General features: G+C 61.5%; 23 protein-coding genes. 8 read left to right on the forward strand and 15 right to left on the reverse strand.

The window, feature by feature from the left end; genetic code table 11:
• Positions 1-44 precede the first annotated feature (44 nt).
• The 13 genes from ACZ5RT_RS15700 to nac form a co-directional block, all read right to left on the reverse strand.
• Positions 45-890 (reverse strand): ABC transporter substrate-binding protein, encoded by an 846-nt coding sequence (locus tag ACZ5RT_RS15700; RefSeq protein WP_464453075.1) that lies wholly within the window; start codon positions 888-890, stop codon positions 45-47.
• Between the two features lie 29 nt (positions 891-919).
• Positions 920-1,654, reverse strand: a complete 735-nt coding sequence (locus ACZ5RT_RS15705) for an amino acid ABC transporter ATP-binding protein (protein WP_464453076.1) — start codon at positions 1,652-1,654, stop codon at positions 920-922.
• Positions 1,651-2,418 carry an amino acid ABC transporter permease gene (locus ACZ5RT_RS15710; RefSeq protein WP_464453077.1) on the reverse strand — a complete coding sequence of 256 codons (768 nt, stop codon included), beginning with the start codon at positions 2,416-2,418 and terminating at the stop codon, positions 1,651-1,653. The genes ACZ5RT_RS15705 and ACZ5RT_RS15710 overlap by 4 nt, the downstream gene beginning before the upstream one ends.
• Before the next feature lie 2 nt (positions 2,419-2,420).
• Positions 2,421-3,122: an amino acid ABC transporter permease gene (locus ACZ5RT_RS15715; RefSeq protein ID WP_464453078.1), complete on the reverse strand. Its 702-nt coding sequence runs from the start codon at positions 3,120-3,122 to the stop codon at positions 2,421-2,423.
• A 16-nt stretch (positions 3,123-3,138) separates the two neighbouring features.
• Complete coding sequence (locus ACZ5RT_RS15720) at positions 3,139-3,891, reverse strand: SDR family oxidoreductase (RefSeq protein WP_464453079.1); 753 nt, start codon at positions 3,889-3,891, stop codon at positions 3,139-3,141.
• Between the two features lie 86 nt (positions 3,892-3,977).
• On the reverse strand, positions 3,978-4,760 hold the full coding sequence (locus ACZ5RT_RS15725) for a LamB/YcsF family protein (protein ID WP_464453080.1): 783 nt from the start codon (positions 4,758-4,760) through the stop codon (positions 3,978-3,980).
• The gene (locus ACZ5RT_RS15730; RefSeq protein WP_464453081.1) at positions 4,750-5,181 is read right to left on the reverse strand and encodes an acetyl-CoA carboxylase biotin carboxyl carrier protein; all 432 of its coding nucleotides are present in this window, start codon (positions 5,179-5,181) and stop codon (positions 4,750-4,752) included. The genes ACZ5RT_RS15725 and ACZ5RT_RS15730 overlap by 11 nt, the downstream gene beginning before the upstream one ends.
• On the reverse strand, positions 5,178-6,164 hold the full coding sequence (locus ACZ5RT_RS15735) for a 5-oxoprolinase subunit C family protein (protein ID WP_464453082.1): 987 nt from the start codon (positions 6,162-6,164) through the stop codon (positions 5,178-5,180). The genes ACZ5RT_RS15730 and ACZ5RT_RS15735 overlap by 4 nt, the downstream gene beginning before the upstream one ends.
• Entirely contained in the window at positions 6,161-6,823 is a 663-nt protein-coding gene (pxpB, locus tag ACZ5RT_RS15740) for a 5-oxoprolinase subunit PxpB (protein WP_464453083.1), read from the reverse strand. Before pxpB ends, ACZ5RT_RS15735 begins: the two co-directional genes overlap by 4 nt.
• On the reverse strand, positions 6,820-8,172 hold the full coding sequence (gene accC, locus ACZ5RT_RS15745; RefSeq protein WP_464453084.1) for an acetyl-CoA carboxylase biotin carboxylase subunit: 1,353 nt from the start codon (positions 8,170-8,172) through the stop codon (positions 6,820-6,822). The genes pxpB and accC overlap by 4 nt, the downstream gene beginning before the upstream one ends.
• Positions 8,165-8,593, reverse strand: a complete 429-nt coding sequence (locus ACZ5RT_RS15750) for an acetyl-CoA carboxylase biotin carboxyl carrier protein (protein WP_464453085.1) — start codon at positions 8,591-8,593, stop codon at positions 8,165-8,167. The genes accC and ACZ5RT_RS15750 overlap by 8 nt, the downstream gene beginning before the upstream one ends.
• 80 nt (positions 8,594-8,673) lie before the next feature.
• Positions 8,674-9,345: an RraA family protein gene (locus ACZ5RT_RS15755; RefSeq protein WP_464453086.1), complete on the reverse strand. Its 672-nt coding sequence runs from the start codon at positions 9,343-9,345 to the stop codon at positions 8,674-8,676.
• Between the two features lie 154 nt (positions 9,346-9,499).
• Complete coding sequence (gene nac, locus ACZ5RT_RS15760; protein WP_464454235.1) at positions 9,500-10,447, reverse strand: nitrogen assimilation transcriptional regulator NAC; 948 nt, start codon at positions 10,445-10,447, stop codon at positions 9,500-9,502.
• Positions 10,448-10,561: 114 nt separating this feature from the next.
• Here nac and ACZ5RT_RS15765 point away from each other — a divergent pair, with 114 nt between their 5' ends.
• From ACZ5RT_RS15765 to ACZ5RT_RS15775, 3 genes are all read left to right on the forward strand, one after another.
• Entirely contained in the window at positions 10,562-11,770 is a 1,209-nt protein-coding gene (locus tag ACZ5RT_RS15765; protein ID WP_464453087.1) for an aspartate transaminase, read from the forward strand.
• A 147-nt stretch (positions 11,771-11,917) separates the two neighbouring features.
• Positions 11,918-13,201, forward strand: coding sequence for a hypothetical protein (locus ACZ5RT_RS15770; protein WP_464453088.1), 1,284 nt, complete (start codon positions 11,918-11,920; stop codon positions 13,199-13,201).
• A gap of 41 nt (positions 13,202-13,242) precedes the next feature.
• Positions 13,243-14,841, forward strand: coding sequence for a GMC family oxidoreductase (locus ACZ5RT_RS15775; RefSeq protein ID WP_464453089.1), 1,599 nt, complete (start codon positions 13,243-13,245; stop codon positions 14,839-14,841).
• Positions 14,842-14,902: 61 nt separating this feature from the next.
• On the opposite strand, the gene gap is transcribed toward ACZ5RT_RS15775, so the two are convergent.
• Both gap and tkt read right to left on the reverse strand, forming a co-directional pair.
• Positions 14,903-15,910 carry a type I glyceraldehyde-3-phosphate dehydrogenase gene (gene gap / locus ACZ5RT_RS15780; protein WP_464453090.1) on the reverse strand — a complete coding sequence of 336 codons (1,008 nt, stop codon included), beginning with the start codon at positions 15,908-15,910 and terminating at the stop codon, positions 14,903-14,905.
• A gap of 142 nt (positions 15,911-16,052) precedes the next feature.
• Entirely contained in the window at positions 16,053-18,083 is a 2,031-nt protein-coding gene (tkt, locus tag ACZ5RT_RS15785) for a transketolase (protein WP_464453091.1), read from the reverse strand.
• A gap of 194 nt (positions 18,084-18,277) precedes the next feature.
• Here tkt and ACZ5RT_RS15790 point away from each other — a divergent pair, with 194 nt between their 5' ends.
• The 5 genes from ACZ5RT_RS15790 to ACZ5RT_RS15810 all read left to right on the forward strand — a co-directional run bounded on the left by ACZ5RT_RS15790 (position 18,278) and on the right by ACZ5RT_RS15810 (position 24,214).
• Positions 18,278-19,024: a nucleotidyltransferase family protein gene (locus ACZ5RT_RS15790; RefSeq protein WP_464453092.1), complete on the forward strand. Its 747-nt coding sequence runs from the start codon at positions 18,278-18,280 to the stop codon at positions 19,022-19,024.
• Between the two features lie 104 nt (positions 19,025-19,128).
• Positions 19,129-20,517: an aminopeptidase P N-terminal domain-containing protein gene (locus ACZ5RT_RS15795; RefSeq protein WP_464453093.1), complete on the forward strand. Its 1,389-nt coding sequence runs from the start codon at positions 19,129-19,131 to the stop codon at positions 20,515-20,517.
• Positions 20,518-20,524: 7 nt separating this feature from the next.
• Positions 20,525-21,130: an MOSC domain-containing protein gene (locus ACZ5RT_RS15800; protein ID WP_464453094.1), complete on the forward strand. Its 606-nt coding sequence runs from the start codon at positions 20,525-20,527 to the stop codon at positions 21,128-21,130.
• 212 nt (positions 21,131-21,342) lie between these two features.
• Positions 21,343-23,646 carry an NADP-dependent malic enzyme gene (locus ACZ5RT_RS15805; RefSeq protein ID WP_464453095.1) on the forward strand — a complete coding sequence of 768 codons (2,304 nt, stop codon included), beginning with the start codon at positions 21,343-21,345 and terminating at the stop codon, positions 23,644-23,646.
• A gap of 154 nt (positions 23,647-23,800) precedes the next feature.
• Complete coding sequence (locus ACZ5RT_RS15810; RefSeq protein ID WP_291924659.1) at positions 23,801-24,214, forward strand: guanyl-specific ribonuclease; 414 nt, start codon at positions 23,801-23,803, stop codon at positions 24,212-24,214.
• Positions 24,215-24,220: the final 6 nt, after the last annotated feature.

Below are 24,220 nucleotides of genomic sequence, written 5' to 3' on the forward strand. Positions count from 1 at the left end.
GCAGCCCTGACTGACAGGTTTCTGGATGAGGCCCTTGGCCTTGATTACGGCAGCGGGTCGAATTTCAATTCAGACAGCGGCACCACTTTCTCGTCACGCGTCATTTTGAACTCGGTATTCGGGCCAAGCCATTTGTCCCAGATGCGGTTGATTTCACCCGATTTGTCCATGGCCAACAGGGCGTCGTTCACCTTGGCGAGCAATTGGGGTTCGTCTTTTTTCATGCCGACACCGATGGGCTGAAAGGCCATGGGTTCCTGGATCATCTTCATTTCCACGGCACCACCGGTTTTGGATTGGGCCACCAGTTTGGTGATGGTCATGGTGTTGGCCACCATGCCCAGCGCCTTGTTTTGCTGAACCGCCATGTAGACAGAGCCGGTGTCCTGGAAGGTCACAGGTTCGGAGCCATTGAGTTTGATGGACAACTCGGATGTGGAGCCTTTGGTGGAGGCGATGCGCTTGCCTTTGAAGTCGGCCTTTTTGGTGCCGGCATCAGAAGCCTTGACCGCCAGCATTTCCTTGGCCAGGTAGTAGGGGTGGCTGAACTGGATTTGCTCAGCACGACCCAAGGTGTAGGCCAGGTTGGCCACCGTGACGTCCACGCGACCTGTCTTGACTTCAGGCACACGTGCTTCAACGGACACGGGTGTGACCGAAGCTTTCAGGCCCAGATGTTTGGCCAGCGCGTTGCACATGTCGACATCAAAACCGACCATTTCACGTGTCTTGGGATCGGGTGCTGCAAATGGGGGAACGTCGGCAAATGTGGCGCAGCGCAGCTCTTTGCGTTGCTGCATGTCTGACCATTGGTCGGCGAATGCAGACGCAGAAACAGACGCCAGCGCAATCAGACCGGCGGTAAATCGAATCGAGTGACGAACTTGCATGGTGAGCTCCAAGGGGTTGGGAAACGAAATCAATGTGCACGCAGATCCGACAGGAAGCGTTGTGCGCGTGGGTGTTGCGGATTTTTGAAGAAGGCTTCGGGTTCAGCTTTCTCCAGGATGGAACCGTCGTCCATGAACCAGACGCGGTCAGCAACTTCTCTGGCAAAACCCATCTCGTGGGTGACGCACATCATGGTCATGCCGTCATGGGCCAGACTGCGCATGACCGCCAGCACCTCGCCCACCATCTCGGGGTCCAGGGCGCTGGTGGGTTCATCGAACAGCATGGCGGGGGGCTCCATGGCCAGCGCCCGGGCAATTGCCACGCGCTGCTGCTGGCCACCCGACAGCTGTGCCGGATAGGCTTGGGCTTTGTGGGCCAGACCCACTCTGTCGAGCAAGGCCATGGATTTTTCATGGGCCTGTGTCTTGTTCAAACCCGACACCCGCATGGGCGAGAAGGCGATGTTCTCGATCACCGACATGTGCGGAAACAGGTTGAAGCTCTGGAAGACGAAACCGATTTGGCTGCGCAGTCTGTTCAACTGCTGGCTGCTCATGGGGCTGTGAACCTGCTGCCCATTGAACTGGAGTTCACCGGACTGGATTTCTTCCAGTCGGTTGACGGTGCGGATCAGGGTGGATTTGCCTGAGCCGGAAGGACCGCAAACGACCACCACTTCGCCTTGCTTGACTTCAGCGGAGATGTCCACCAGGGCGTGGTAGTCACCGTACCATTTGTTGACGTTGGAAAAGGAAATCATGGCAAGGGCCTCATGGGCTGTGAGCCGGGTGGCAATGCCGGCGAAGAAGTCTTGACTTGAGGGGTATGGGTGCCCTGACGCTTGGTCGCAATCCGGCGCTCCAGCCATTCGGCGGCCTGGGTCAGGCTCCAGCACACGATGAAATAAATCACGGCCAGGATGAAGAAGACGTGAAAAGGTTTGGTGAGCAACTGGTTGTTCACCTGGCTGGCTGCAAACGTGAGTTCATGGACGTTGATCACATAGCCCAGGGTGGTTTCCTTGATGGTGGACACGAACTGACTCAACATGCTGGGCAGCATGTTGTAAAGCGCTTGGGGCAGGATGACATGGAACATGGCACCCAGGTAGCTGTGCCCCAATGCGCGTGCGGCTTCCATCTGGCCTTTGGGCAATGCTTCAATGCCGGCACGAACGATCTCTGCCAGGAATGCCGCCTCGTAGATCACCAATGTCACCACCATGGTGGTGAAGCCGGAGATGTTGCGACCGATCAGCATGGGCACCAGAAAATAGACCCACAAAATGATCAACAACAAAGGGATGCCGCGTGCGCCATAGACCAACGCCGATGCAGGCCAGCGCAGGAAGGTGTAGCGCGAAATCCGGGCCAGTGCGATCAGCACACTCAAAGGAAAAGCCAGGGTGATGCCCAGTACGGACAGCATCAGGGTGCAGGCCAGTCCCCCCAAGGGGCCGTTGGGGTATTGCCCCACCAGCAGCAGCAGCCAGTTGTCGTTGAGGATGGAGATCAGATCGCTCATGATCACCTCGCCGTCGTCAAGGCGGTGCGCCGCTCGATCCAGCTGCCGACCGCCATGATCAGCAAGGAAATGATCAGAAAAATCACGGTCGCTATCAGATAAGCCTCAAAGGCCCGGAAGGTGCGGCTTTCCATCTCCTTGACGGCGTGCGTGAGTTCGGCTGCGCCAATGGCCATGGCCAGGCTGCTGTTCTTGAACAAGGAAACACTGTGGTTGACCAGTGCCGGGACGGCGTTGCGCACAGCCTGTGGCATCAGAACATGCCGCATGGCACCGGTGTAGCTGTGTCCCAAAGCGCGTGCGGCTTCGGTTTGCCCCATCGGCACGGCACGAAAGCCCGAACGAAGGTCTTCGCAAAAATAAGCCGCCTGGCACAGACCCAAAGCGATGACCGCAAAAACCGCCTCGGCCTGGTTTTCTGCCAACCAGGCTTGCACGGTGTCAGGCAAGAAGTTGGCGATCCCGAAGTACCACAGCATCATCTGAACCAGGGTCGGGATGTTTCGGTGGTACGAAATATAGGCTTCGACGACCCTTTGTGCCATGCGGCTGGGGCTCAAGCGCACCGCCAGTAAAACGACCGCCAGGCTCATGGCCAGCAACCAGGAGCCGAGCGCCACGAACAGGGTGACTTTCAAACCGGACAAGAGCATGCTGCTGAACTCGGGGTTCAGCAGCAAGGCCATCACGTTGAAGTCTTTCATGGGACGGTCTTCAGGTTCAGGCTTGTGCGGTTTCCGGCCGCGCCGTTGACAAGCCGCCGGGCACTTGCAGGGTGGGGGTGATTTCCATGTGGCCGATGTTCACGGCCACGGGTGCCGCGATGGCAAACGCAATGGCGTCGGCAATGTCTTCGGCCTGTGGCAGTTCAAAGCCATCGATGAAGCGTTCGCGGATCTCGGGCGAATCGCCATGCACATGCGAAAAAATATCGGTGGCGACGCGGCCAGGGCAAATCTCGGTCACCCGGACCCGTTTGCCAAAGGCATCGACGCGCAGCTGGCGCGACAGCATGCTCACGGCGGCTTTGGTGGCGTGGTAAGTGCTGTTGCCATTGAAGTTGTAGGCCCCGGCAATGGAACTGATGTTGACCACATGGCCCCGGTCACGCGCATGCATGCCCGGCACCACCAGCCGGCACAGGTGTAAAACCGCACGCAGATTCACGTCGACCAGCAAATCTATGTCATCGGCTTGTGATTTGAGGAAAGAGCGGGGACGGTCTACGCCAGCGTTGTTGACCAGAATGTCGAAGGGCACTTGCTGTGTGAGGCGTGTCACGGCTTCAAGGTCGGTGACATCCAGCGCGTGCGCGATGCACCCGGTTTCTGCGGCCAATGCCTGCAAGCTGTCTTGGGAGCGGGCCAGTGCATGCACTTCCAAGCCTTCACGGCGCAAACGGCGCACCACGGCAGCCCCGATGCCGGAGGATGCACCTGTGACCAGCGCTGTTTTGTAATCGGAAAAAGGCATCTCTTATCCTTGGTTGACTGTGAATTTATAGGGGAGTGGGGCGCAATGCCAAGACGGAATGGCTGTGTTGGTATAAGCCCGGCTTATCACCGGTTAAACCCTGAGTCCCGTTGCACCGAGATGGGCACGATGCGGCCCCCATGGGCTTCAATCTCGTGGCGGATGGTGCGCGCCAGTGACACGGCCCCCGGGGTGTCGCCGTGCACCAAAATGGACCGCGCCTTGGCCGGTATCACGGTGCCGCTGTAAGTGGTCACTGTACCCGTGGTCAGCAATTGGCGGACCCGCTCCAGAACGGCCTGTGGGTCCTTGATGACCGAATTGGGCAACTTGCGTGGCACCAGCAGGCCTTGATCGTCATAAGCGCGGTCTGCCAGAAACGAGGTGGCCACCACCAGTCCGTGCTGCGCTCCGGCGTCTTCGATGGCCCGGCTGGAAGAGGAGCTGATGATCAGCTTGGGGTCGAAACGGGCAACGGCCTCCAGCAAGGGATTGGCCAAAACCGGGTCTGCGGCCGCCATGTTGCCCAGTGCACCATGAAAGCTCATGTGCGTCATCCGGCAGCCTGCCGCTTGCGCCAGACCGCTCAAGGCCCCCAGCTGATAGACCACCATGGCAGCCAATTCAACGGTGTCGATCTGCATCACGCGCCGACCAAACCCCTGGCGGTCCGGGAAACCCACATGGGCTCCTACATCAATGCCTTTTGCTTTTGCCATGCGCAAGGTCTGCGCCATGATCAGCGGGTCACCCGCATGGAATCCGCAAGCGATGTTGGCCGAGGAAATGACCTCGAACAGGGCCTCGTCTTCGCCCATCTTCCAGGGCCCCAGGCCCTCGCCCACATCGGCATTCAGGTCAATTTGCATGGGTGCCCTCTTTTTCGATCTCCACAAGACTCTCGCCATACCCGACGATGTGCCCATTGTCGGCCAGCACCTGGAGCACCACACCATCGTGTGGGGCGGGCACGGGCAGCAGCACAGCGCCGACTTTCAACAGGGCCACTGTTTGCCCCGCACGCACCTGTTGCCCGATTTGGACCAGTGGATCGTCCCGGAGTGGATGGGCATGCATCACCACACCGACCGAGCCTGCGCGCACGATGGTGGAGGTCGCGTCTTCCGGTCGAGCGACAGCGCCTGCCCCTGCCACCGGGTCAGGGTTGTGGCCCGTGGCTTGCGTCAGGTGAATGAAGGTTCCGGGGCCACGCAATTCCAGCGTGTGGATCGGGGTCTTGCGCAACCACGCCTCCAGCTGGTGGGCGATGTCGGTCATGGGTGCATTCATGCGGCACTCCGGGTGTCATGGTGCAGTCGAATCTGGCGCTCGATGTCGGCCAGCCATGCCTGTGTCTGTTGCAGCGCTGCCAGTGCTTCTTCCCAGTTGGTTTGCATGAAGCGGATGCGGCTGCCAATGGGCATCTGACCGAGCCGCCAGAGGTCGGCCTCGATCACCGTGCCTATTTTGGGATAACCCCCCGTGGGTTGTGCGTCGCGCATTTGAACAATGGGTTGCCCGTCGGGTGGAACCTGTATCACGCCGGGCACGATGCCATGAGAGCGCATTTCCAATGGCGCAATGGCTTGCAATGGCTCACCCGCTAGACGGAAGCCGTAACGGTCGCTTTGGGGTGTGATTTTCCATTCGCCAGCCCAAAAGGCGGCTTGCGACGCAGCGGTGTATTGCGCATATTCGGCAGCGGGCAAGACCCGCACGGCAGGGCAACCGTCCAGGTGCAGCGGCATGGCCACCTCGGGAGGGACCAGTCCCAAGGTGCGGCCCTCAACGCATGTGGGCGTTGTCGCCTGCAAGGTATCCCCGGTGCGCAGCGCCCGTCCACCGACACCGCCAAATGCACCGCGCAGTTGGGTGCTGCGCGAATTCAGGACGATGGGCACATCCACGCCACCCGGCAAGCACAGGTAGCTGCGGCTTCGGCGAAAGGCCCCCAGGCGTGGCAAATTCAGTGTCAGGATCTGGCCTGCGCAGGCGCTATGAGCGGCCCAGGGCATCAAGGGTTTGTCATCCAGCCGGGCATCGCAGTCTGCCCCGGTCAGGGCGAAGTCGCAGTGGGCCAGAAAGCGGACCTTGAACGGGAAAACCTGGACTTCAACCGCGGCGCAGTTGGCACCATTGCCCAGCAAGAGATTGCCCGCCGCCAAAGCCAGGCCATCCATGGCACCCGCCGTGCCGACACCCCAGCGCAGGCAACCGTCGCGGCCCAGATCCTGGACGGTGTTGAGTGCACCGGTGCTCAGTACCTCGATCATCGGATCACCTTTTCCACGCGAAAACGGATGCTGTCACCCGGCTGCAGCAACGCAGGCATGGACAGTTCGGGGTCAAAAAAGGACATGCTGGACGAACCGATGGTGTTCCAGCCACTGGGGCCTGCCGAAGCCGACACGCCGGTTTGGAATCCGCCGATCGAGACCGCCCCGCCGGGAATCCGAAGCACAGGCACCTGACGGCGTGGGGTGGCAATGCGCTCATCCATGCCGCCCAGATAGCAGTAGCCGGGGTGACTGCCTAGGGCATAGACGGGGTAAACAGGTGCGCTGTGCAGGGCCACGATGTCATCCACACTCAGACCCGTGTGCGCCACCACATCGCTCATGTGCGGGCCGCCCTCGCCGCCGTAGACCACGGGCAATTCGATGACGCGCCCGTCCAGCACCATGGGCGACGCTGTGGCCCAGGCCGTGGTCAGACGCTCGCGCAGTGCGGCAATGTCGCGGGGTGGTGTGGAGAACGCCAGCATCAGGTTGTTCATGCCCGGCACGGCTTCCCGGACTTCGGGCCAGGTTTGGGTCTCTTTGGCCAGCGCCCAGATGCGCTGTTGCCGCGCCAGGTCCATGGCAGGGCCGGGTGCCTCGAACAGCGCGGCCGTCGTGCCGAGCAAACTGAAGATGGGTTTTGCGTCGGTCATGCAAGCGCGCTTTCCTTGAGCCAGCGTTCCAGGTAATGGATGTCCACCCCGCCTTCGGCAAAGCCTGCGTCTACCATCAGCTCACGGTGCAAAGGCAGATTGGTCGAGATGCCGCCGACCTGCATTTCATCCAGTGCCGCCCGCATCCTCCGCAAAGCGTCTTCACGGTCAACGCCATGCACGATGAGTTTGCCCACCATGGCATCGTAGTAAGGCGGCACACGGTAGCCTTTTTGTGCGTGTGTATCCACGCGCACCCCCCAGCCACCTGGCAAACGCCACGCCGTGATCTCACCGGGCGAAGGCAGAAAGCTTTTGGGATCTTCGGCATTGATGCGGCATTCCAGCGCATGTCCGTGGCATGGGACATCGGCCTGTCGGATCGTCAGTGGCTCGCCCCTGGCCATCCGGATTTGTTGCTCGACGATGTCGATGCCCGTGGTCAATTCGGTGACCGGGTGTTCCACCTGCAGACGGGTGTTCATCTCGATGAAATAGAAAGCACCGTCTTCGTACAAAAACTCGAAAGTGCCGACGCCGCTGTACCCGATGCTGAGGCAAGCCTGCACGCAGCGCTCGCTCAACTGGGCCAACAGCGCAGGCGAAATGTGCGGGGCCGGGGCTTCTTCGATGACTTTCTGGTGCCGCCGCTGCAAAGAGCAGTCCCGCGATCCCAGCCAGACCGCATGGCCGTGCTGATCGGCCAGGATCTGGATTTCGACATGGCGCGGATGCAGCAAAAACTTCTCGATGTAGACCTCCGGGTTGCCGAAGGCGCGGGCCGCCTCTTCACGCGTCACCGACAGCGCGGACAGCAATTGCGCTGGTTCGTGCACCACGCGCATGCCGCGTCCGCCACCGCCACCCGCTGCTTTCACAATGACCGGATAACCAATGTCGCGGGCGATGGCCCGCACCTGTTGGGGGTCATCGGGCAGTGACGTGTCCGGGCCGGGCACACAAGGCACGCCTGCGGCGCGCATCGCATGCTTGGCAGACACTTTGTCACCCATCAGGCGGATGCACGCTGCGCTGGGGCCAATGAAACGCAACCCGGCCTGCTCTACTTGGGCCACAAACTCGGCGTTTTCTGACAAGAAGCCATAGCCGGGGTGAATCGCCTGTGCGCCGCTGACCTGGGCCGCCGCCAGAATGGCCGACTGTTTCAGGTAACTCTGACGGGGAGCAGCCGGCCCGATGCACAGGGCCTGATCGGCCAGAGCGAGGTACGGTGCGTGTTTGTCGGCCTCTGAATACACCAGCACCGTGCGCAAACCGAGCGTGCGGCATGCGCGCAGGATGCGCAACGCAATTTCTCCGCGATTGGCGATCAGAACCGTATCAAACATGGGTGCCTTGTTCGACCACCACCAGCACCTGACCGGCTTCCACCTCGGTGCCCGTGACCACGCGAACCGCTACAACCCGGCCCGCATGCTCACAGGCCACTTCGTTGAAGACCTTCATGGCTTCGATGGTGCAAACCGTTTGCCCTGCCCGAACCTGTTCACCCACCTGCACGAAAGGGGGCTGACCGGGAGAGGCTTGCAGGTGCACGACGCCAAACACGGGGGCCAGGATGTCGCAGACCGACGCAGAGGAAGTTGCCTGGGGTCGTGGCGACGCCAGGGGTTTCACGCTCGCCGGTGCAGCCCCCGTGGTGGCGTGCCTGACAAGCCGCAGGGTCCAGCCTTCGTGGCTGACTTCCATTTCGCTCAGGTCCGATGCGGCCATCGAGTCGATGGCGGCCTTCATGTGGTGTAAATCCATAGCGATCCTAGTTTCGGCACTGGGGCATCGGCGTGGTCAGCAGGGGCGAGCTCATCCGTTCGATCTGGCTCATGCGGTTTTCAGTTGACGGCACGTGCTTCAAGCGCCGCAATGAATGAACGGTCCCAGCGGCCCTGGTTGATCTCATCCATTTGTTGCTCTTCCTTGCCCTGTTGAATCAGGGCTTGCTGGATCAGCGTGGCCGCTTCGGATGGAGGAAACGCCAGCAGACCATCCTGGTCGCCCACGATGATGTCGCCAGGTTGCACCACCATGCCGCCGATGCACACAGGCACGTTGATTTCGCCCGGGCCATTTTTGTAGGGGCCACGGTGGCTGACGCCTCGGGCATAGACCGGAAACTCGCGCTCACGGATTTCGGCCACATCGCGGATGGCCCCGTCAAGCACCATGCCGGCCAAACCCAGCATGGCCGCGCCGGCCGTGATGATGCCGCCGACAATGGCGTTGCTCACATCGCCACCAGCGTCAATAACCAGCACGTCACCCGGACGGCAGTAATCCAGGGCGCGCAGCGTCAGCAGGTTGTCACCGCCACGGGTGCGCACCGTGACGGCGGTGCCGGCCATCGTCCATTTTGTGGGCTTGTGATAAGGCGAGATGCCCAGGCTGCCCGTGCCGCGGTGCATGTTGTCCGACAAAAGGGCAACCGCCAATTTGCGCAATTGGTCGATCTGTGTTTTCTCGGCCTGTGGCAGAGAGGGCATGCGCCGGGCTCCAAGTTCAGTCATGGCAATCCTTGTGAAAAATCGGTCGGGTTAGCCGACAGTTCACAGAGCGTATGCAAGGACGGGGTGCCCGGCAAAGACCAAATGTGTATTTCCAGATAAGGTTCGCTTATGGAACGCTAGACATTCGGTCGAAATTTTCGGCTTGGCGTTCAGCTCAGTTGCTGCTCCCGGCAGGCTGGGCGCGTGACCCGGGACTGAGAAAACTGCCCGGAATGTCGGCAATGACCTCCAGCAAGATGTCCTTGACGGCTTTGGCCGGTTCGGACAAAGGCAGGTGATCCGACTGACACAAGGAAAGCCGCGCTTCGATTTCAGGCTCGATGATGCGGGCCTGCCAGGCATTGCAGTCCTCCACCAGTTCCCGTGCCAGCGAGGTGGGCACCACTGCCGCCCCCAAGCCATCGCTGATCAGGGCCGACAAGGTCTTGGCCGACTCGATCTCCGCGACCACACGGGGTTTCAGTCCCAGGCTGGCAAATGCCTCATCCACCAGACGGCGCAGGTAGTTGTAGCTGCGCGGCAAATACAGATCAAATTCGGCCAGCTCTCGCACGGTGATGGTCTCGGCCGGGGCTGGCGTGGATGGTGGTCCCACCAGATACAGTGATTCACGCAACAAGGGCAGGAATTGCAGGCCATGAATGGCATCCCGTCCGCCGTAGAGCACAGCCAGGTCCATGCGGCCACTCATGACCAGCTCAGACAAAGTGGTGCCGTAGTTTTCATTCAGGTAGGGCACGATGCCCGGGTGTCTGGCCCGCAAAATGCGAAGCAGGGGTAAAGCCAGGGTGGCGGCCATGGTGCCGGGTGCCAGGCCAATGCACACAGAGCCTGATATGCCGCTGCTCGCCGTTTGCATGTCGACCACGGCCTGGTCACATTGCCGCAGTATCAGTTGTGCATGCCGATACAGCACTTTGCCCGCTTCTGTCGGGGTGACCCCTCTTTTGGTTCGCAGCAACAGTTGCTGGCGCACCTCCGCCTCCAGGGTGGCCAGTTGCTGGCTGATTGCGGGCTGGGCAATGTGCAGCAGGTCGGCGGCCTGGGTCAGGCTGCCGACATCCACGATTTTTACAAAGTATTTGAGCCGCCTGAGATTGATCGTCATGGCGGTCATTATCTATCCATAAGCGTTACCTATTAAGGCAGAGGAAAGCCGTCTTGGCATTTCGGGCCGTGTCGCCCTACCTTTACGGCCATCAAAGGAGTTCACTACATGAGTACGCCCCAACTTGCAGCCAGGCTTCGACGCATCAAGCCTTCCCCCAGTACGTTTGCCGCTGACCGTGCCAGCGAACTGCGTCGGCAGGGCAAATCCATTGTCAATCTGGTGGTCGGTGAGCCTGACTTCGACACACCCGTTCACATCCGTGAGGCCGCAGTCGAGGCCATGAACAAGGGGCAAACGCGCTACACGCTGATGGCGGGTACGGTCGACGTGCGCCAGGCGATTGTGGCCAAGCTCCAGCGTGAGAACGGCCTGCACTACGAGATGGACGAAATCATCGTGACCAGCGGTGCCAAAAGTGCCATCTTCAGCGCGTTTGCGATCACCATCGAGGCAGGTGATGAGGTGATCATTCCTGCCCCCTATTGGGTCTCTTACCCTGACATGGTGCTGGCCTGCGATGGAACGCCCGTGACGGTGGTGTGTCCCGAGGCCAATGGGTTCAAGCTGACCCCGGAACAGCTTGAAGCCAGCATCACCCCGCGCACGCGCTGGCTTTTGATCAACTCACCCAGCAACCCCACGGGGGCGAGCTACACGATGGAGGAATACCAGGCTCTGGCGCAGGTGCTGGACCGCCATCCCGGCGTGATGGTCATGACCGATGACATTTACGAGCACATCCGCTTCGATGGCCAGCGCACGCCGCACTTGTTGCAAGCAGCGCCACAGCTGCGTGACCGCACGCTGGTGATCAATGGGGTCTCCAAAACTTACGCGATGACCGGCTGGCGCATTGGCTACATCGCAGGTCGACGTGAATACATCAAAGCACTGGACACCCTGTTGTCTCAATCCACGGGCAGTTGCTGTGCCATCAGCCAGGCGGCTTCCGCGGCGGCATTCAATGGTGATCAGAGCTTTGTGACGGAAAGCGTGGCCGTCTACAAGCAACGGCGGGACCGCACTGTCCAGGCGCTCAACGCCATTGAGGGCATCAGCTGCCGATTGCCCGAGGGCGCGTTTTATTTGTATGTCAATTGCGCGGGCCTGTTGGGCCGCAAGACCCCTGACGGCAAAGTGCTGAAAGAGGACACCGATGTCGTCATGTACTTGCTGGAAAGCGAGGGCGTGGCGGTGGTGGCAGGCACGGCGTATGGACTTGCGCCTTATTTCCGGATGTCGATTGCCACATCGATCGACATACTTGATGAAGGTTGCAAGCGCATAGCGCGTGCAGTGGCCCAACTGGCCTGAGGGCCTTTTTGCAGGTGCTGCACTGATGGGGGCGTGTTCACTGGCATCCTGACCGCGTGGGTTGTGTGTCTTTGACCGCTTGCCGGATTCGTCCGCAATGGGCTTGGCGATAAGATTCAGCCAGACCCCAAGCCAGGACGCAGCCCAGTGAACACCGCACACATCAACACCGACAACTTCAACCGCGAATGTTTTTGCATCAGCCTGGACGACCAGGCTTTGGCGCAAACCATGGCGGCAGACATTGGCAATCCGGCACTGTTTGACCTGGTGCGCGACCGCTTGCCTTCGCTGTTTTCGGCACGGCCAGTGGTGCTTTCGCAGGCGCAAGTGCAGCGCATGGCCCGTCTGATTTCGGCCCTGGAGTCTGTGGTCGCGTTGCCGGCTTACCGCGAAGAAGTGCTGTCCCGCTCGGACCCGATTGCAAGGCATCCAACGCGTGCCAAAAGCGTGTTCATGGGCTATGACTTTCATGTCCACGGCAACGAACATGGCCAGGGCTTTGGCCTGATCGAGGTGAACACCAATGCCGGCGGGGCGCTGCTCAACGCCTTGCTGGCGCGGGCGCAGCGTGCTTGCTGCCCGGAGATCGAAGCCATGGTGCCCACGGCGGCGCAGGTCGACGCGCTGGAGTCCGCTTTCGTGGCGATGTTTCAAAACGAGTGGCGACTGGCCCAGCTCGACCGCCCCTTGCAAACCGTGGCCATTGTCGATGCGTCTCCTGAGCAGCAATACCTGTACCCGGAGTTTTTGCTGTTCCAGAGTTTGTTCAAACGCCATGGCGTGCAGGCGGTCATTGCCGACCCTTCGCAACTCGTCTGGCGTGACAACCGGCTTTGGTTCGACAACACCGCGATTGATTTGGTCTACAACCGCTTGACCGACTTCGCATTGAGTGAACCGGCCCATGCTCATCTGCGTGAAGCCTATTTGCAGGATGCCGTGGTCTTGACGCCCCACCCGCAAGCCCACGCCTTGCTGGCCGACAAGCGCAACCTGGCTTTGCTGTGCAACGCAGACAGCTTGACGGCCATGGGTGTACCGATGGCCACGCAAGCGGTGTTGCTGGACGGCATTCCACAAACCGTGGTGGTGACCCCGGCCAACGCCGAGCATTTGTGGGCGCAGCGCAAGCACCATTTCTTCAAGCCATTTGCGGGCTATGGCGGCAAGGCGACGTACCGGGGCGACAAACTGACCCACCGGGTCTGGGCGGAAATCCTGGCGGGCAACTACATCGCCCAAGCCTTGGTGGCCCCGGGCGAGCGCACCATCTCGGGGGGTGAAGCGGCGCAGGTGCTCAAGTTCGATGTGCGCAATTACACCTACAACGGGCAAGTGCAATCGCTGGCCGCCCGTTTGTACCAAGGTCAGACCACCAACTTCAGGACACTTGGCGGCGGCTTTGCACCGGTGTACGTGGGGCTCTGATCGACTGACCAACAAGGCGAAAACGCCAACGAAAGGGAGAGATGAGCACTTTGGATTTTGACTACATCGTCGTGGGCGGTGGCTCGGCGGGTTGTGTGTTGGCTGCCCGTTTGAGCGAAGACCCGGCCGTGCAGGTCGCCTTGATCGAAGCAGGTCCGCCCGACACCAGTGCCTTGATCCATTGCCCTGCAGGCATTGCGCTCATGGCCCGCACCGAAATCGTCTCGCAAGGCCTGAGCACCGTGCCGCAGCCCGGCTTGCTGGGGCGCAGCGGTTTTCAGCCGCGTGGCCGCACTTTGGGTGGCTCCAGCTCGACCAATGCGATGGCCTACATCCGTGGCCAACAGGTCGACTACGACACCTGGGCCGACATGGGCTGCGAAGGTTGGGCGTGGGCTGATGTGTTGCCCTACTTTCTCAAGGCCGAGCACAACGAGCGCATCCACAACGAATGGCATGGTCAAAACGGCCCTTTGAACGTGGCCGATCTGCAAAGCCCCAACCCGTTTGCCAAGCGCTTTGTCGAGGCGGGTGTGCAAGCGGGCTTGCCCCACACCACCGACTTCAATGGCCCCACCCAAGAAGGCGTGGGCCTGTACCAGGTCACCCAGCGTGCGGGCGAGCGTTTCAGTGCCGCCAAGGCCTACCTCACGCCGAATCGGGGGCGTCCCAATTTGCATGTCATGACCGGTGTCACCGTGGACCGGATTGGCCTGGTCGACGGCGTGGCGCGCCAGGTGCACACCTTGCAGGGTGGCAAGGCACAGACTTTGACCGCTCGGCGCGAGATCATTTTGAGCGCAGGCGCTTTCCAGTCGCCTGCCATCCTCATGCGCTCGGGTATCGGGCCAGCTGCGCATTTGCAAAGCCTGGGCATCGAGGTGCTGCGCGACTTGCCCGGCGTGGGCGAAAACTTGCACGACCACCCGGACGCGGTGCTGGTGGCCGATGCGCCGGGGCAAACCGATTTGATCGGCGTGTCACCCCGCGGCGCTTGGCACACCTTGCAGGCTTTGTGGGCTTGGCGTCAACACCGCACTGGGCGGCTCACCACCAACTTTGCAGAGGGCGGTGCGTTTTACAAAAGCCGCCCCCATGAGGCACACCCCGACATCCAGCTGCATTTTGTGGTGGCCAAACTGGTGGACCATGGCCGCCAGTTGACGCTGGGGCATGGTTACTCTTTGCATGTGTGTTTGCTGCAGCCGGACAGCCGAGGCCGTGTGCAATTGGCCGACCGCAACCCGCACAGCGTACCGCTCATTGACCCGCAGTTTTTGAGCGACCCGCGTGACCTGCAGCGCTTGCGCGATGGCGTCCGCCAAGCCCAGCGCATCCTGGCCCAGCCTGCGCTGGCGGCGTATGGCAAAGAGTGGGCGGCTTCGGCCGATGCCCGCACCGATGAACAGCTGGAACACTGGATTCGTCAAAACGCCGACACGGTCTACCACCCGGTGGGCACTTGCCGCATGGGGCAAGACAACATGGCAGTGGTAGATGCGCAATTGCGTGTGCACGGCGTGCCGGGGCTGCGGGTGGTCGATGCGTCCGTCATGCCGCGCATCGTGAGCGGCAATACCAATGCACCGACCATCATGATCGCCGAGAAGGCGGCGGATTGGATCAAAGCGACACGCTGATCGGGTTAAAAGTCATCTGAATTTTGTGGGAGGCTGCCCCTGCGACCGACCCAGCAGAAGCTCACTTCTTCTTGGCCACCACCCGCACCATCTCCAGGCACTGCTTGGCGTAGCCCCATTCGTTGTCATACCAAGCGACGATCTTGACGAAGCTCTTGTCGAGCGCAATACCGGCGGTCGCGTCGAACACGCTGGCGCAGGGCTCGCCGCGGAAATCGGTGGAAACCACCTTTTCGTCGGTGTAGCCCAGCACGCCCTTGAGCGCGCCTTCGCTTTGCGCTTTCATTTCGGCGCAGATCTCGGCGTAGCTGGCGTCGCTGTTCAGCTCCACGGTCAGGTCGACCACCGACACATCGGAGGTGGGCACGCGGAAGGCCATGCCGGTGATCTTGCCCTTGATCTCGGGGATCACCACGCCTACGGCCTTGGCCGCGCCTGTGCTGCTGGGGATGATGTTTTCCAGAATGCCGCGTCCGCCGCGCCAGTCTTTGCGCGACGAGCCGTCCACCGTCATTTGGCTGGCGGTGGCGGCGTGCACCGTGGTCATCAAACCGCGCTTGATGCCCCATTTGTCGTGGAGCACCTTGACCACGGGGGCCAGGCAGTTGGTGGTGCACGAAGCGTTCGAGATGATGGCTTCGCCTGCGTATTTTTTGTGGTTCACGCCGTAAACGAACATGGGGATGCTGTCTTTGGACGGGGCCGAGATCACGACCTTCTTGGCACCGGCTGCGATGTGCATCTGGCTGGTGGGCTCGGTCAGGTAGTGGCCCGTGCATTCGAGCACGATGTCCACACCCATCTGGCCCCAGCGCAGGTTGTGCGCGTCGCGCTCGTGCGAGAGTTTGATCTTCTTGCCGTTGACGATCAGGCTGTCTTCGGTGAAATCCACCGTGCCATCAAAGCGGCCGTGCACGCTGTCGTACTTGAGCATGTAGGCCAGGTAGTCCGACGGCTTGGGGTCGTTGATGCCGACGATCTGGATGTCGTTGAAGCCGTGTTTGAGTGCAGCGCGCAGGGCCAGGCGGCCAATGCGCCCGAATCCGTTGATACCCAACTTGATGGTCATGGTGAAAGCCTCGGGATAAAGTTACTAAACCGTTACGTAACCGGATTGGAAATCAAAACCCTTGCATGGGCCTGATCCTTGAACGTGCATCAGCGCGGGGCCCAACCCATGGCGCTGAAGAGGTTCATCCGGCGGGCCTGAATCAGGCCTTGAGCAGCGCCGCATGGACCGTGTCGGCCACGTTTTCGGCGGTGAAGCCGAAGTGTTTGAACAGCACGGGGGCCGGGGCCGATTCGCCGTAGGTGTCGATGCCGACCACGGCGGCGCAGCCGTATTTCCACCAGCCGTCGGTGGAGCCCATCTCGACCGCCACGCGGGGCAGGCCTTTGGGCAACACGCTTTGCTTGTATTCGGTGTCCTGGCGGTCAAACACATTGGTGCTGGGCATGGAGACCACGCGCACACCGATCTTGCGTTCGGCCAGCAGCTTTTGCGCGGCCAGGGCCAGTTGCACTTCAGAGCCGGTGGCGATGATCACGCTGTGGGTCTTCTTCATGCCGACGTGTTCAGGCTCGGACAGCACATAAGCGCCGCGGCTGATGTCGCCCAGATCGCTCTTGGGCGAGTAGGCCAGGTTCTGGCGGCTGAGCAGCAGGGCCGAGGGACGGTTGGCGTTTTGCAGGGCCACGGCCCAGGCCACGGCGGTCTCGGCCGTGTCAGCGGGACGCCACACGTCCAGACCGGGGATCAGGCGCAGGCTGGCGGCGTGCTCGATCGACTGGTGGGTCGGGCCGTCTTCGCCCAGGCCAATGGAGTCGTGGGTGAAGACATGGATCACGCGCTGCTTCATCAGCGCGGCCATGCGGATGGCGTTGCGTGAATAGTCTGAGAAGGTCAGGAAAGTGCCGCCGTAAGGGATGTAGCCACCGTGCAGGGCCACGCCGTTCATGATGGCGGCCATGCCGAATTCGCGCACGCCGTAGTTGATGTGGCGACCAATCTGGCCTTCTGCTGTTTTGACCACATCACCAGCCAAGTCCACGCGGAAGGCGGCGGTGCTCTTGGTGTTGGTCAGGTTGGAGCCGGTCAGGTCGGCCGAGCCGCCCAGCATTTCGGGCAGGGCGGCGGTGAAGGCTTCCAGCGCGATCTGGCTGGCCTTGCGGCTGGCCACGGTCTCGGCCTTGGTGTGGGCGGCGACCACGGCGTCGAACGCCACCTGGTTGAAGTTCTTGGGCAGCTCGCCCTTCATGCGGCGCACGAACTCTTTGGCTTGCGCCGGGAAGGCGGCTTTGTAAGCGGCAAAGGCGGTGTTCCAGGCGGCTTCGCGGGCTTTGCCAGCAGCCTTGGCATCCCAGTCGGCATAAACCTCTTTGGGAATCTTGAAGGGCTCGTGGCCCCAGCCCAAGGCTTCGCGGGTGAGCTTGATTTCTTCGGCACCCAGCGGTTCTCCGTGGGCTTTGGAAGTGCCTGCGCGGTTGGGCGAGCCTTTGCCGATGGCGGTCTTGCAGACGATCAGCGTGGGTTTGTCAGCGCTGTGTTTGGCCGAGGCAATCGCTTTGGAGATGGCGGCAGCGTCGTGGCCATCCACGGCGTCGATCACGTTCCAGCCGCAGGCGGCAAAGCGCTGGGGCGTGTTGTCGATGAACCAAGGGGCCACTTGGCCGTCGATCGAGATGCCGTTGTCGTCGTACAGGGCAATCAGCTTGTTCAGCTTCCAGGCGCCGGCCAAGGCCACGGCTTCGTGGCTGATGCCTTCCATCAGGCAGCCGTCACCCAGGAACACATAGGTGTGGTGGTTGACGATGGCGTGACCGGGTTGGTTGAACTCGGCGGCCAGCATTTTTTCGGCCAGCGCCATGCCCACGGCGTTGGTGATGCCCTGACCCAGCGGGCCGGTGGTGGTTTCCACGCCGGGGGTCACGCCCACTTCGGGGTGGCCTGCGGTTTTGCTGTGCAGCTGGCGGAAATTCTTGATTTCTTCGATCGGCAGCTTGTAGCCCGTCAGGTGCAGCACCGAATAGATCAGCATCGAAGCGTGGCCGTTGGACAGCACAAAGCGGTCGCGGTTGGCCCAATGCGGGTTGGCAGGGTTGTGTTGCAGGTGATCGCCCCACAGCGCCACAGCCATGTCGGCCATGCCCATGGGGGCACCGGGGTGACCGGAGTTGGCTTGTTGGACGGCGTCCATTGCGAGGGCGCGGATGGCGTTCGCCATTTGCTGTGTATTGGCCATGTGGGGCAACTCCGGGTAGTAATTCGGGAAAACCCCTTATTTTAACGGCCGAGCTTGCCCCTTTTCCTGTTCCCTGGACCGGCCAGACGGTGACCACGGTCCGTCCCCCGCTGGAGTTTTGTGGGAGCGGTGCCCTCGCCGAGATGTCTGGCTGTGCGCCTGGACTTGCCCCCGGTTCATGGCAACATCGCCCCATGACTGTTTCCTCCAGACCGCCTGCCCAGGCCATGGTCCTGGCCGCAGGCCGGGGCGAGCGCATGCGCCCTTTGACCGACGCAATCCCCAAGCCCTTGCTGCCCGTGCGCGGCCAGCCGCTCATGCAGTGGCCCATGCAAGGCCTGGCGCGTGGCGGCTTCACCCGCCAGCTGGTCAATACCGCCTGGCTGGGCGAGCAGATCCCGGCGTACTTTGGCGACCGTGTCACCTGGCCCGGCTTGCCCGAGGTGCAGATCAGCTACTCCCATGAAGGTCAGGACTTTGGCCAGGCGCTGGAGACTGCGGGCGGCATTGTGCGTGCCCTGCCCCTGCTGGATGAGGTGTTTTGGGTGGTGGCGGGGGATGTGTTCGCACCCGACTTTGTGTTCACGGCGCAGGCGGTGCAGCGTTTTGCCGCCAGCCCGGCGCTGGCCCATCTGTGGCTGGTGCCCAATCCGGCGCACAACCCGGGCGGCGACTTTGGCCTGTCGGCCACGGGTCAGGTGCTCAACCTGCCCAAAGGGGCGGCGGGCCGTGACCAAACCTTCAGCACCATCGCACTCTACAAACGGGTCTTTTTTGCCGATTGCGGCCTGCCTGCGGGCAACCCCCAAGGCGTCGCGCTGGCGCTGGCGCCCTTGCTGCGTGCGGCCATGGACCGGGGGCAGGTGACGGGCGAGGTGTATGCGGGCGACTGGACCGATGTGGGGACGCCCGAGCGGCTGGCGCAGCTCAACCAAGGCTAAGCTCCTCCAAGCTGTCGTCTTTCGTGGGAGCGAGCCCCTGCTCGCGAATGGGTCTAGGGGCCCACAGACATTCGGCCGCAGGGGCGGCCTCCTACAATGTTCAGATGACCTCCAACACGATCTACGCCCAACGCCGTGCCCGCCTCGCTGCCCAACTGGGCGCAGGAGGTATTGCCATCATCCCTACTGCGCCCGAGCGCCCGCGCAACCGTGACAGCGATTACCTGTACCGGCACGACAGCTACTTTTATTACCTGACCGGTTTCACCGAGCCCCATGCAAGCCTGGTGATCACGGCCGAGGGCGAGACCACGCTGTTTTGCCAGCCCAAAGACCTGGAGCGCGAAATCTGGGACGGCATCCGCCTGGGGCCAGACGCCGCGCCCGCCGCTTTGGGCGTGAGTCGGGCTTTGCCCATCGGCGAGATGGCGGCGCACATGCCCAAATTGCTGGAAAACCGCAGCACCGTTTGGTACCCCTTTGCCATCCACTCTGGCTTGGAGAGTTTGGTGAACGGCTGGCTGCAGTCGGTCCGCGCACGGGTGCGTTACGGCGCTTTGTGCCCCGAGCAGCAACGCGATGTGTGCAGCCTGCTCGACGAAATGCGTCTGGTGAAAGACCCACACGAGCAGGACATCATGCGCCGCGCCAGCGCCATCAGCGCTCGCGCCCACATCCGCGCCATGCAGCGCAGCGCCGCCATGCTGCGTGCGGGGCAAGAGGTGCGTGAATACCACCTGGACGCTGAGTTGCTGCACGAGTTCCGCCAAAGCGGTTCGCAGTACCCGGCCTACGGCTCCATCGTGGCGGGCGGGGCCAATGCCTGCGTACTGCATTACCGCGCCGACACCGCCTTGATCCAAAACGGCGATCTGGTGTTGATCGATGCCGGTTGCGAGCTGGATGGTTACGCCAGCGACATCACCCGCACCTTCCCGGCCAACGGCACATTCACCGGGCCGCAACGCACTTTGTACGACCTGGTGCTGGCTTCGCAAGACGCGGCCGTGGCCGCGACCAAGGCCGGGGCCCGTTTTGTCGACCCGCACGAGGCCACCGTGGCCGTGCTGGCACAGGGCCTGCTCGATGTGGGCTTGCTCGATAAGAACAAGGTCGGCAACGCGCAAGACGTGATCGCCAACCGCAGCTATTTCCAGTTTTACATGCACCGCACCGGCCACTGGCTGGGCATGGACGTGCACGACTGCGGCAGCTATGTCGAGCCTACGCAGGTGGGCCAGATCAGCGAGCGCAAAGACCCGCTGAGCGGCGAGATCATCAAGGACCGCCCCAGCCGCATCCTGCAGCCGGGCATGGTGCTGACCATCGAGCCGGGCTTGTATGTGCGCCCGGCACCCGGCGTGCCCGAAAAGTTCCACAACATCGGCATCCGCATCGAAGACGACGCCATCGTGACCGCCACGGGTTGCGAGTTGATCACGCGCGGTGTGCCGGTCCAGGCCGACGAGATCGAAGCCTTGATGCGCGGCTGAACGGCCCATGCAGTCGAGTTCGCCGCCGGGTTTTTCAGGCACGCTGCTCGCCATCCAGATCGGCCAGGTGCGCCCGCTGATGGTGGGCGGGCGCAAGCTGGTGTCGGCCATTGGCAAAACCACGGTCGCTGGCCCCATCGAGGTCGGTGTCCTGGGCCTGGTCGGTGACGAGCAAGCCGATTTGTCGGTGCATGGGGGCCTCGGCAAAGCGGTGTACGCCTTGCCTACGGAGCACCTGCCCTGGTGGCAGGCGCAGCGGCAGGCCCAGGGTGTGACGATGTTTGAAGAAGCTTTGGCACCGGGCTTTTTGGGTGAAAACCTGAGCCTGCAAGGCGTGCTCGAACAAGACCTTTTTGTGGGTGACCGCCTGGACTTTGGTGATGTGGTCTTGCGTGTGACCCAGCCACGCGAGCCCTGCGGCAAATTCAATGCCGTCATGGGTTACGCCCAGGCCGCCAAGGACATGGTGCAAAGCGGGCGCTGCGGCTTTTATTTGGCGGTGGACCAGCCGGGTCGTTTGCAAGCCGGTGCGTCTTTTCAGATCATTCCAGGGCAACGCTCGGTCAGCGTGGCGCAGGCCTTGCAGCACAAAGCCTGGAAGCATTTGCGCTGAACAGCCGCCATTTCGCCCTTCATTTGTGCGCAAAAGTCAAAAGCCAACTCACTGGCGAAGGGCATTACCCAGGCCTTGAGCGTTGAATGCGGGGTCTACAATGAAAATACCGCCTGACTGTCGCCCTGGATGTTGACAAATTCTTTGCCATCCAGATCCGTTGTCGAACCCCGGCAACCCCGACAGCACATCCCTACAACGGAGCCAAAACAATGACCAACAAGGTCCAAGCCGAAGAAAAACGCGCCCAGCTGCGCAAAGCCGCACTCGAATACCACGAGTTCCCCACCCCCGGCAAAATCGCTATCGCCCCGACCAAGCAACTGGTCAACCAGCACGACCTGGCGCTGGCCTATTCGCCCGGCGTGGCAGCCCCTTGCGAAGAAATCGTCAAGGACCCGGCCAACGCCTTCAAGTACACCAGCCGGGGCAACCTGGTGGGCGTGGTGACCAACGGCACCGCCGTGCTGGGCCTGGGCGACATCGGCCCGCTGGCCAGCAAGCCGGTCATGGAAGGCAAGGGGGTGCTGTTCAAGAAGTTTTCGGGCATCGACGTGTTCGACATCGAGATCAACGAAAAAGACCCGGACAAGCTGGTCGAGATCATCGCCTCCTTGGAGCCGACCTTTGGCGGCATCAACCTCGAAGACATCAAGGCCCCGGACTGCTTCTACATCGAGCGCAAGTTGCGCGAGCGCATGAAGATCCCGGTCTTCCACGACGACCAGCACGGCACCGCCATCGTGGTGGGCGCAGCCATCTTGAACGGCCTGAAGATCGTGGGCAAAGACCCGAAAAAGATCAAACTGGTCACCTCGGGCGCGGGCGCAGCGGCCCTGGCTTGCTTGGGTTTGCTGGTCAAGCTGGGCATCCCGCGCGAAAACATCTGGGTCACCGACCTGGCGGGTGTGGTCTACGAAGGCCGCACCGAGCTGATGGACGAAGACAAGATCCAGTTCGTGCAAAAGACCGATCTGCGCACGCTGCGCGAAGTGATCGCCGGAGCCGACGTGTTCCTGGGCCTGTCGGCCGGGGGCGTGCTCAAGCAGGACATGGTCCAGTCCATGGCCGCCAAGCCGCTGATTTTTGCGCTGGCCAACCCCAACCCCGAAATCGACCCGGCCGATGTGAAGGCCGTACGCGACGACGCCATCATGGCCACGGGCCGCACCGATTACCCCAATCAGGTCAACAACGTCCTGTGCTTCCCCTACATCTTCCGGGGCGCACTGGACTCGGGCGCGACCACCATCACGCTGGAGATGGAAATTGCGGCCGTGCACGCCATTGCCGAGCTGGCGCAGGCCGAACAAAGCGAAGTGGTGGCTGCAGCCTATGTGGGCGAGCCCCTGGCCTTTGGCCCCGAATACCTGATCCCCAAGCCGTTCGACCCGCGCCTGATGATGAAGATCGCGCCCGCCGTGGCGAAAGCCGCTGCAGAAAGCGGCGTGGCCCTGCGCCCGATCAAAGACCTGGACGCTTACCGCGAAAAACTGCAAGGCTTTGTCTACGCCTCGGGCACCATGATGAAGCCGATTTTCACGGCCGCCAAACGCGCCCTGAAAAAACGCATCGCCTACAGCGAGGGGGAAGAAGAACGCGTGCTGCGTGCCGCGCAGATCGTGGTGGACGAGGGCATTGCCCGCCCCACGCTGATCGGCCGCCCCGCCGTGATCGCCGAGCGCATCGAGAAATTCGGCTTGCGCCTGAAGGAAGAGCTGGACTACGACGTGGTCAACGTCGAAATGGACCACCGCTACCGCGATTTCTGGCAGACCTACCACCGCATGACCGAGCGCAAAGGCATCACCCAGCAGATCGCCAAGATCGAGATGCGACGCCGTTTGTCGCTGATTGGCGCCATGTTGCTGCACAAAGGCGACGTGGACGGCATGATTTGCGGCACTTGGGGCACCAACCCCATGCACCTGAACTACATCGACCAGGTGGTGGGCAAGCGCAAAGGCGTGAACACCTTCGCCTGCATGAACGGTTTGATGTTGCCGGGCCGTCAGGTGTTCATGGTCGACACCCATGTGAACTACGACCCCACGGCCGAGCAGTTGGCCGAATTCACCGTCATGGCCGCTGAAGAAATGCGCCGTTTCGGCATCCAGCCCAAGGCAGCCTTGTTGTCGCACTCCAACTTTGGCTCGTCGAACCAGCCCAGCGCCGTCAAGATGCGGCAGGTCTTGGACTTGTTGCGTCAAAACGCGCCCTGGCTGGAAGTGGACGGTGAAATGCACGGCGACGTGGCCCTGGACGCCGCAGCACGCCAGGCCCTCATGCCCAACAGCAGCCTGATCGGCGACGCGAATTTGTTGGTTTTGCCAAACATCGATGCCGCCAATATCGCTTACAACCTGCTCAAGACCGCAGCTGGTGGCAACATCGCTGTGGGGCCTGTTTTGCTGGGTGCGGCCAAACCGGTCCACATCCTCACGCCGAGCACCACAGTCAGGCGGATCGTGAACATGACCGCCCTGACGGTGGCCGATGCCAACGCAGCGCGTTAAGGCATAAAACAAGAGTCTGTGCTCACTTAAAGCGCGAATGTCCGGACAGGTTTTGCCTGTTTATTGGGCATTCGCTTGCTTTTTTATGTCGTTTGCCTCACACTAGCGCCTTCGAGTGTTCGGGTTAACCCGGGGACTTCTGAAAGGTGTTTTCATGAAGGTGGCGCGACAATTCGCCTCCCTGCAGCGCTGGTTACCGGTGCTTTTGGGGTTGATGTTATCAATTTGCACTATTTTGGTGCAAGCCCGTCCAGCCACCGATGCCCAAACTTCACCCGTTGTGCGGGTGACAGATTTGCCGCGAGAAGGCCAAGAAACGTACCAACTCATCCGCAAGGGCGGTCCTTTTCCCTACGAAAAGGACGGGACGGTTTTTGGCAATCGCGAGCGACTTCTGCCCCGCGAAGCGCGGGGGTTTTACCGTGAATACACCGTCAGAACACCCGGGGTGAAGCACCGGGGAGCGCGGCGCATCGTTTGCGGTGGCCAAATTCCCCGTGATCCACAGACCTGTTACTACACACAAGACCATTACGCGAGTTTTCGCATGATTGTCGACAAGCCTTGATTTTTT

Source organism: Limnohabitans sp. TEGF003 (assembly GCF_055395455.1).

Excerpts from the sequence above, each read along its gene's own strand:
- ACZ5RT_RS15700 (WP_464453075.1), bottom strand. The coding sequence starts at position 890 with ATGCAAGTTCGTCACTCGATTCGATTTACCGCCGGTCTGATTGCGCTG.
- ACZ5RT_RS15705 (WP_464453076.1), bottom strand. The coding sequence starts at position 1,654 with ATGATTTCCTTTTCCAACGTCAACAAATGGTACGGTGACTACCACGCC.
- ACZ5RT_RS15710 (WP_464453077.1), bottom strand. The coding sequence starts at position 2,418 with ATGAGCGATCTGATCTCCATCCTCAACGACAACTGGCTGCTGCTGCTG.
- ACZ5RT_RS15715 (WP_464453078.1), bottom strand. The coding sequence starts at position 3,122 with ATGAAAGACTTCAACGTGATGGCCTTGCTGCTGAACCCCGAGTTCAGC.
- ACZ5RT_RS15720 (WP_464453079.1), bottom strand. The coding sequence starts at position 3,891 with ATGCCTTTTTCCGATTACAAAACAGCGCTGGTCACAGGTGCATCCTCC.
- ACZ5RT_RS15725 (WP_464453080.1), bottom strand. The coding sequence starts at position 4,760 with ATGCAAATTGACCTGAATGCCGATGTGGGCGAGGGCCTGGGGCCCTGG.
- ACZ5RT_RS15730 (WP_464453081.1), bottom strand. The coding sequence starts at position 5,181 with ATGAATGCACCCATGACCGACATCGCCCACCAGCTGGAGGCGTGGTTG.
- ACZ5RT_RS15735 (WP_464453082.1), bottom strand. The coding sequence starts at position 6,164 with ATGATCGAGGTACTGAGCACCGGTGCACTCAACACCGTCCAGGATCTG.
- pxpB (WP_464453083.1), bottom strand. The coding sequence starts at position 6,823 with ATGACCGACGCAAAACCCATCTTCAGTTTGCTCGGCACGACGGCCGCG.
- accC (WP_464453084.1), bottom strand. The coding sequence starts at position 8,172 with ATGTTTGATACGGTTCTGATCGCCAATCGCGGAGAAATTGCGTTGCGC.
- ACZ5RT_RS15750 (WP_464453085.1), bottom strand. The coding sequence starts at position 8,593 with ATGGATTTACACCACATGAAGGCCGCCATCGACTCGATGGCCGCATCG.
- ACZ5RT_RS15755 (WP_464453086.1), bottom strand. The coding sequence starts at position 9,345 with ATGACTGAACTTGGAGCCCGGCGCATGCCCTCTCTGCCACAGGCCGAG.
- ACZ5RT_RS15765 (WP_464453087.1), top strand. The coding sequence starts at position 10,562 with ATGAGTACGCCCCAACTTGCAGCCAGGCTTCGACGCATCAAGCCTTCC.
- ACZ5RT_RS15775 (WP_464453089.1), top strand. The coding sequence starts at position 13,243 with ATGAGCACTTTGGATTTTGACTACATCGTCGTGGGCGGTGGCTCGGCG.
- gap (WP_464453090.1), bottom strand. The coding sequence starts at position 15,910 with ATGACCATCAAGTTGGGTATCAACGGATTCGGGCGCATTGGCCGCCTG.
- tkt (WP_464453091.1), bottom strand. The coding sequence starts at position 18,083 with ATGGCCAATACACAGCAAATGGCGAACGCCATCCGCGCCCTCGCAATG.
- ACZ5RT_RS15790 (WP_464453092.1), top strand. The coding sequence starts at position 18,278 with ATGACTGTTTCCTCCAGACCGCCTGCCCAGGCCATGGTCCTGGCCGCA.
- ACZ5RT_RS15795 (WP_464453093.1), top strand. The coding sequence starts at position 19,129 with ATGACCTCCAACACGATCTACGCCCAACGCCGTGCCCGCCTCGCTGCC.
- ACZ5RT_RS15800 (WP_464453094.1), top strand. The coding sequence starts at position 20,525 with ATGCAGTCGAGTTCGCCGCCGGGTTTTTCAGGCACGCTGCTCGCCATC.
- ACZ5RT_RS15805 (WP_464453095.1), top strand. The coding sequence starts at position 21,343 with ATGACCAACAAGGTCCAAGCCGAAGAAAAACGCGCCCAGCTGCGCAAA.
- ACZ5RT_RS15810 (WP_291924659.1), top strand. The coding sequence starts at position 23,801 with ATGAAGGTGGCGCGACAATTCGCCTCCCTGCAGCGCTGGTTACCGGTG.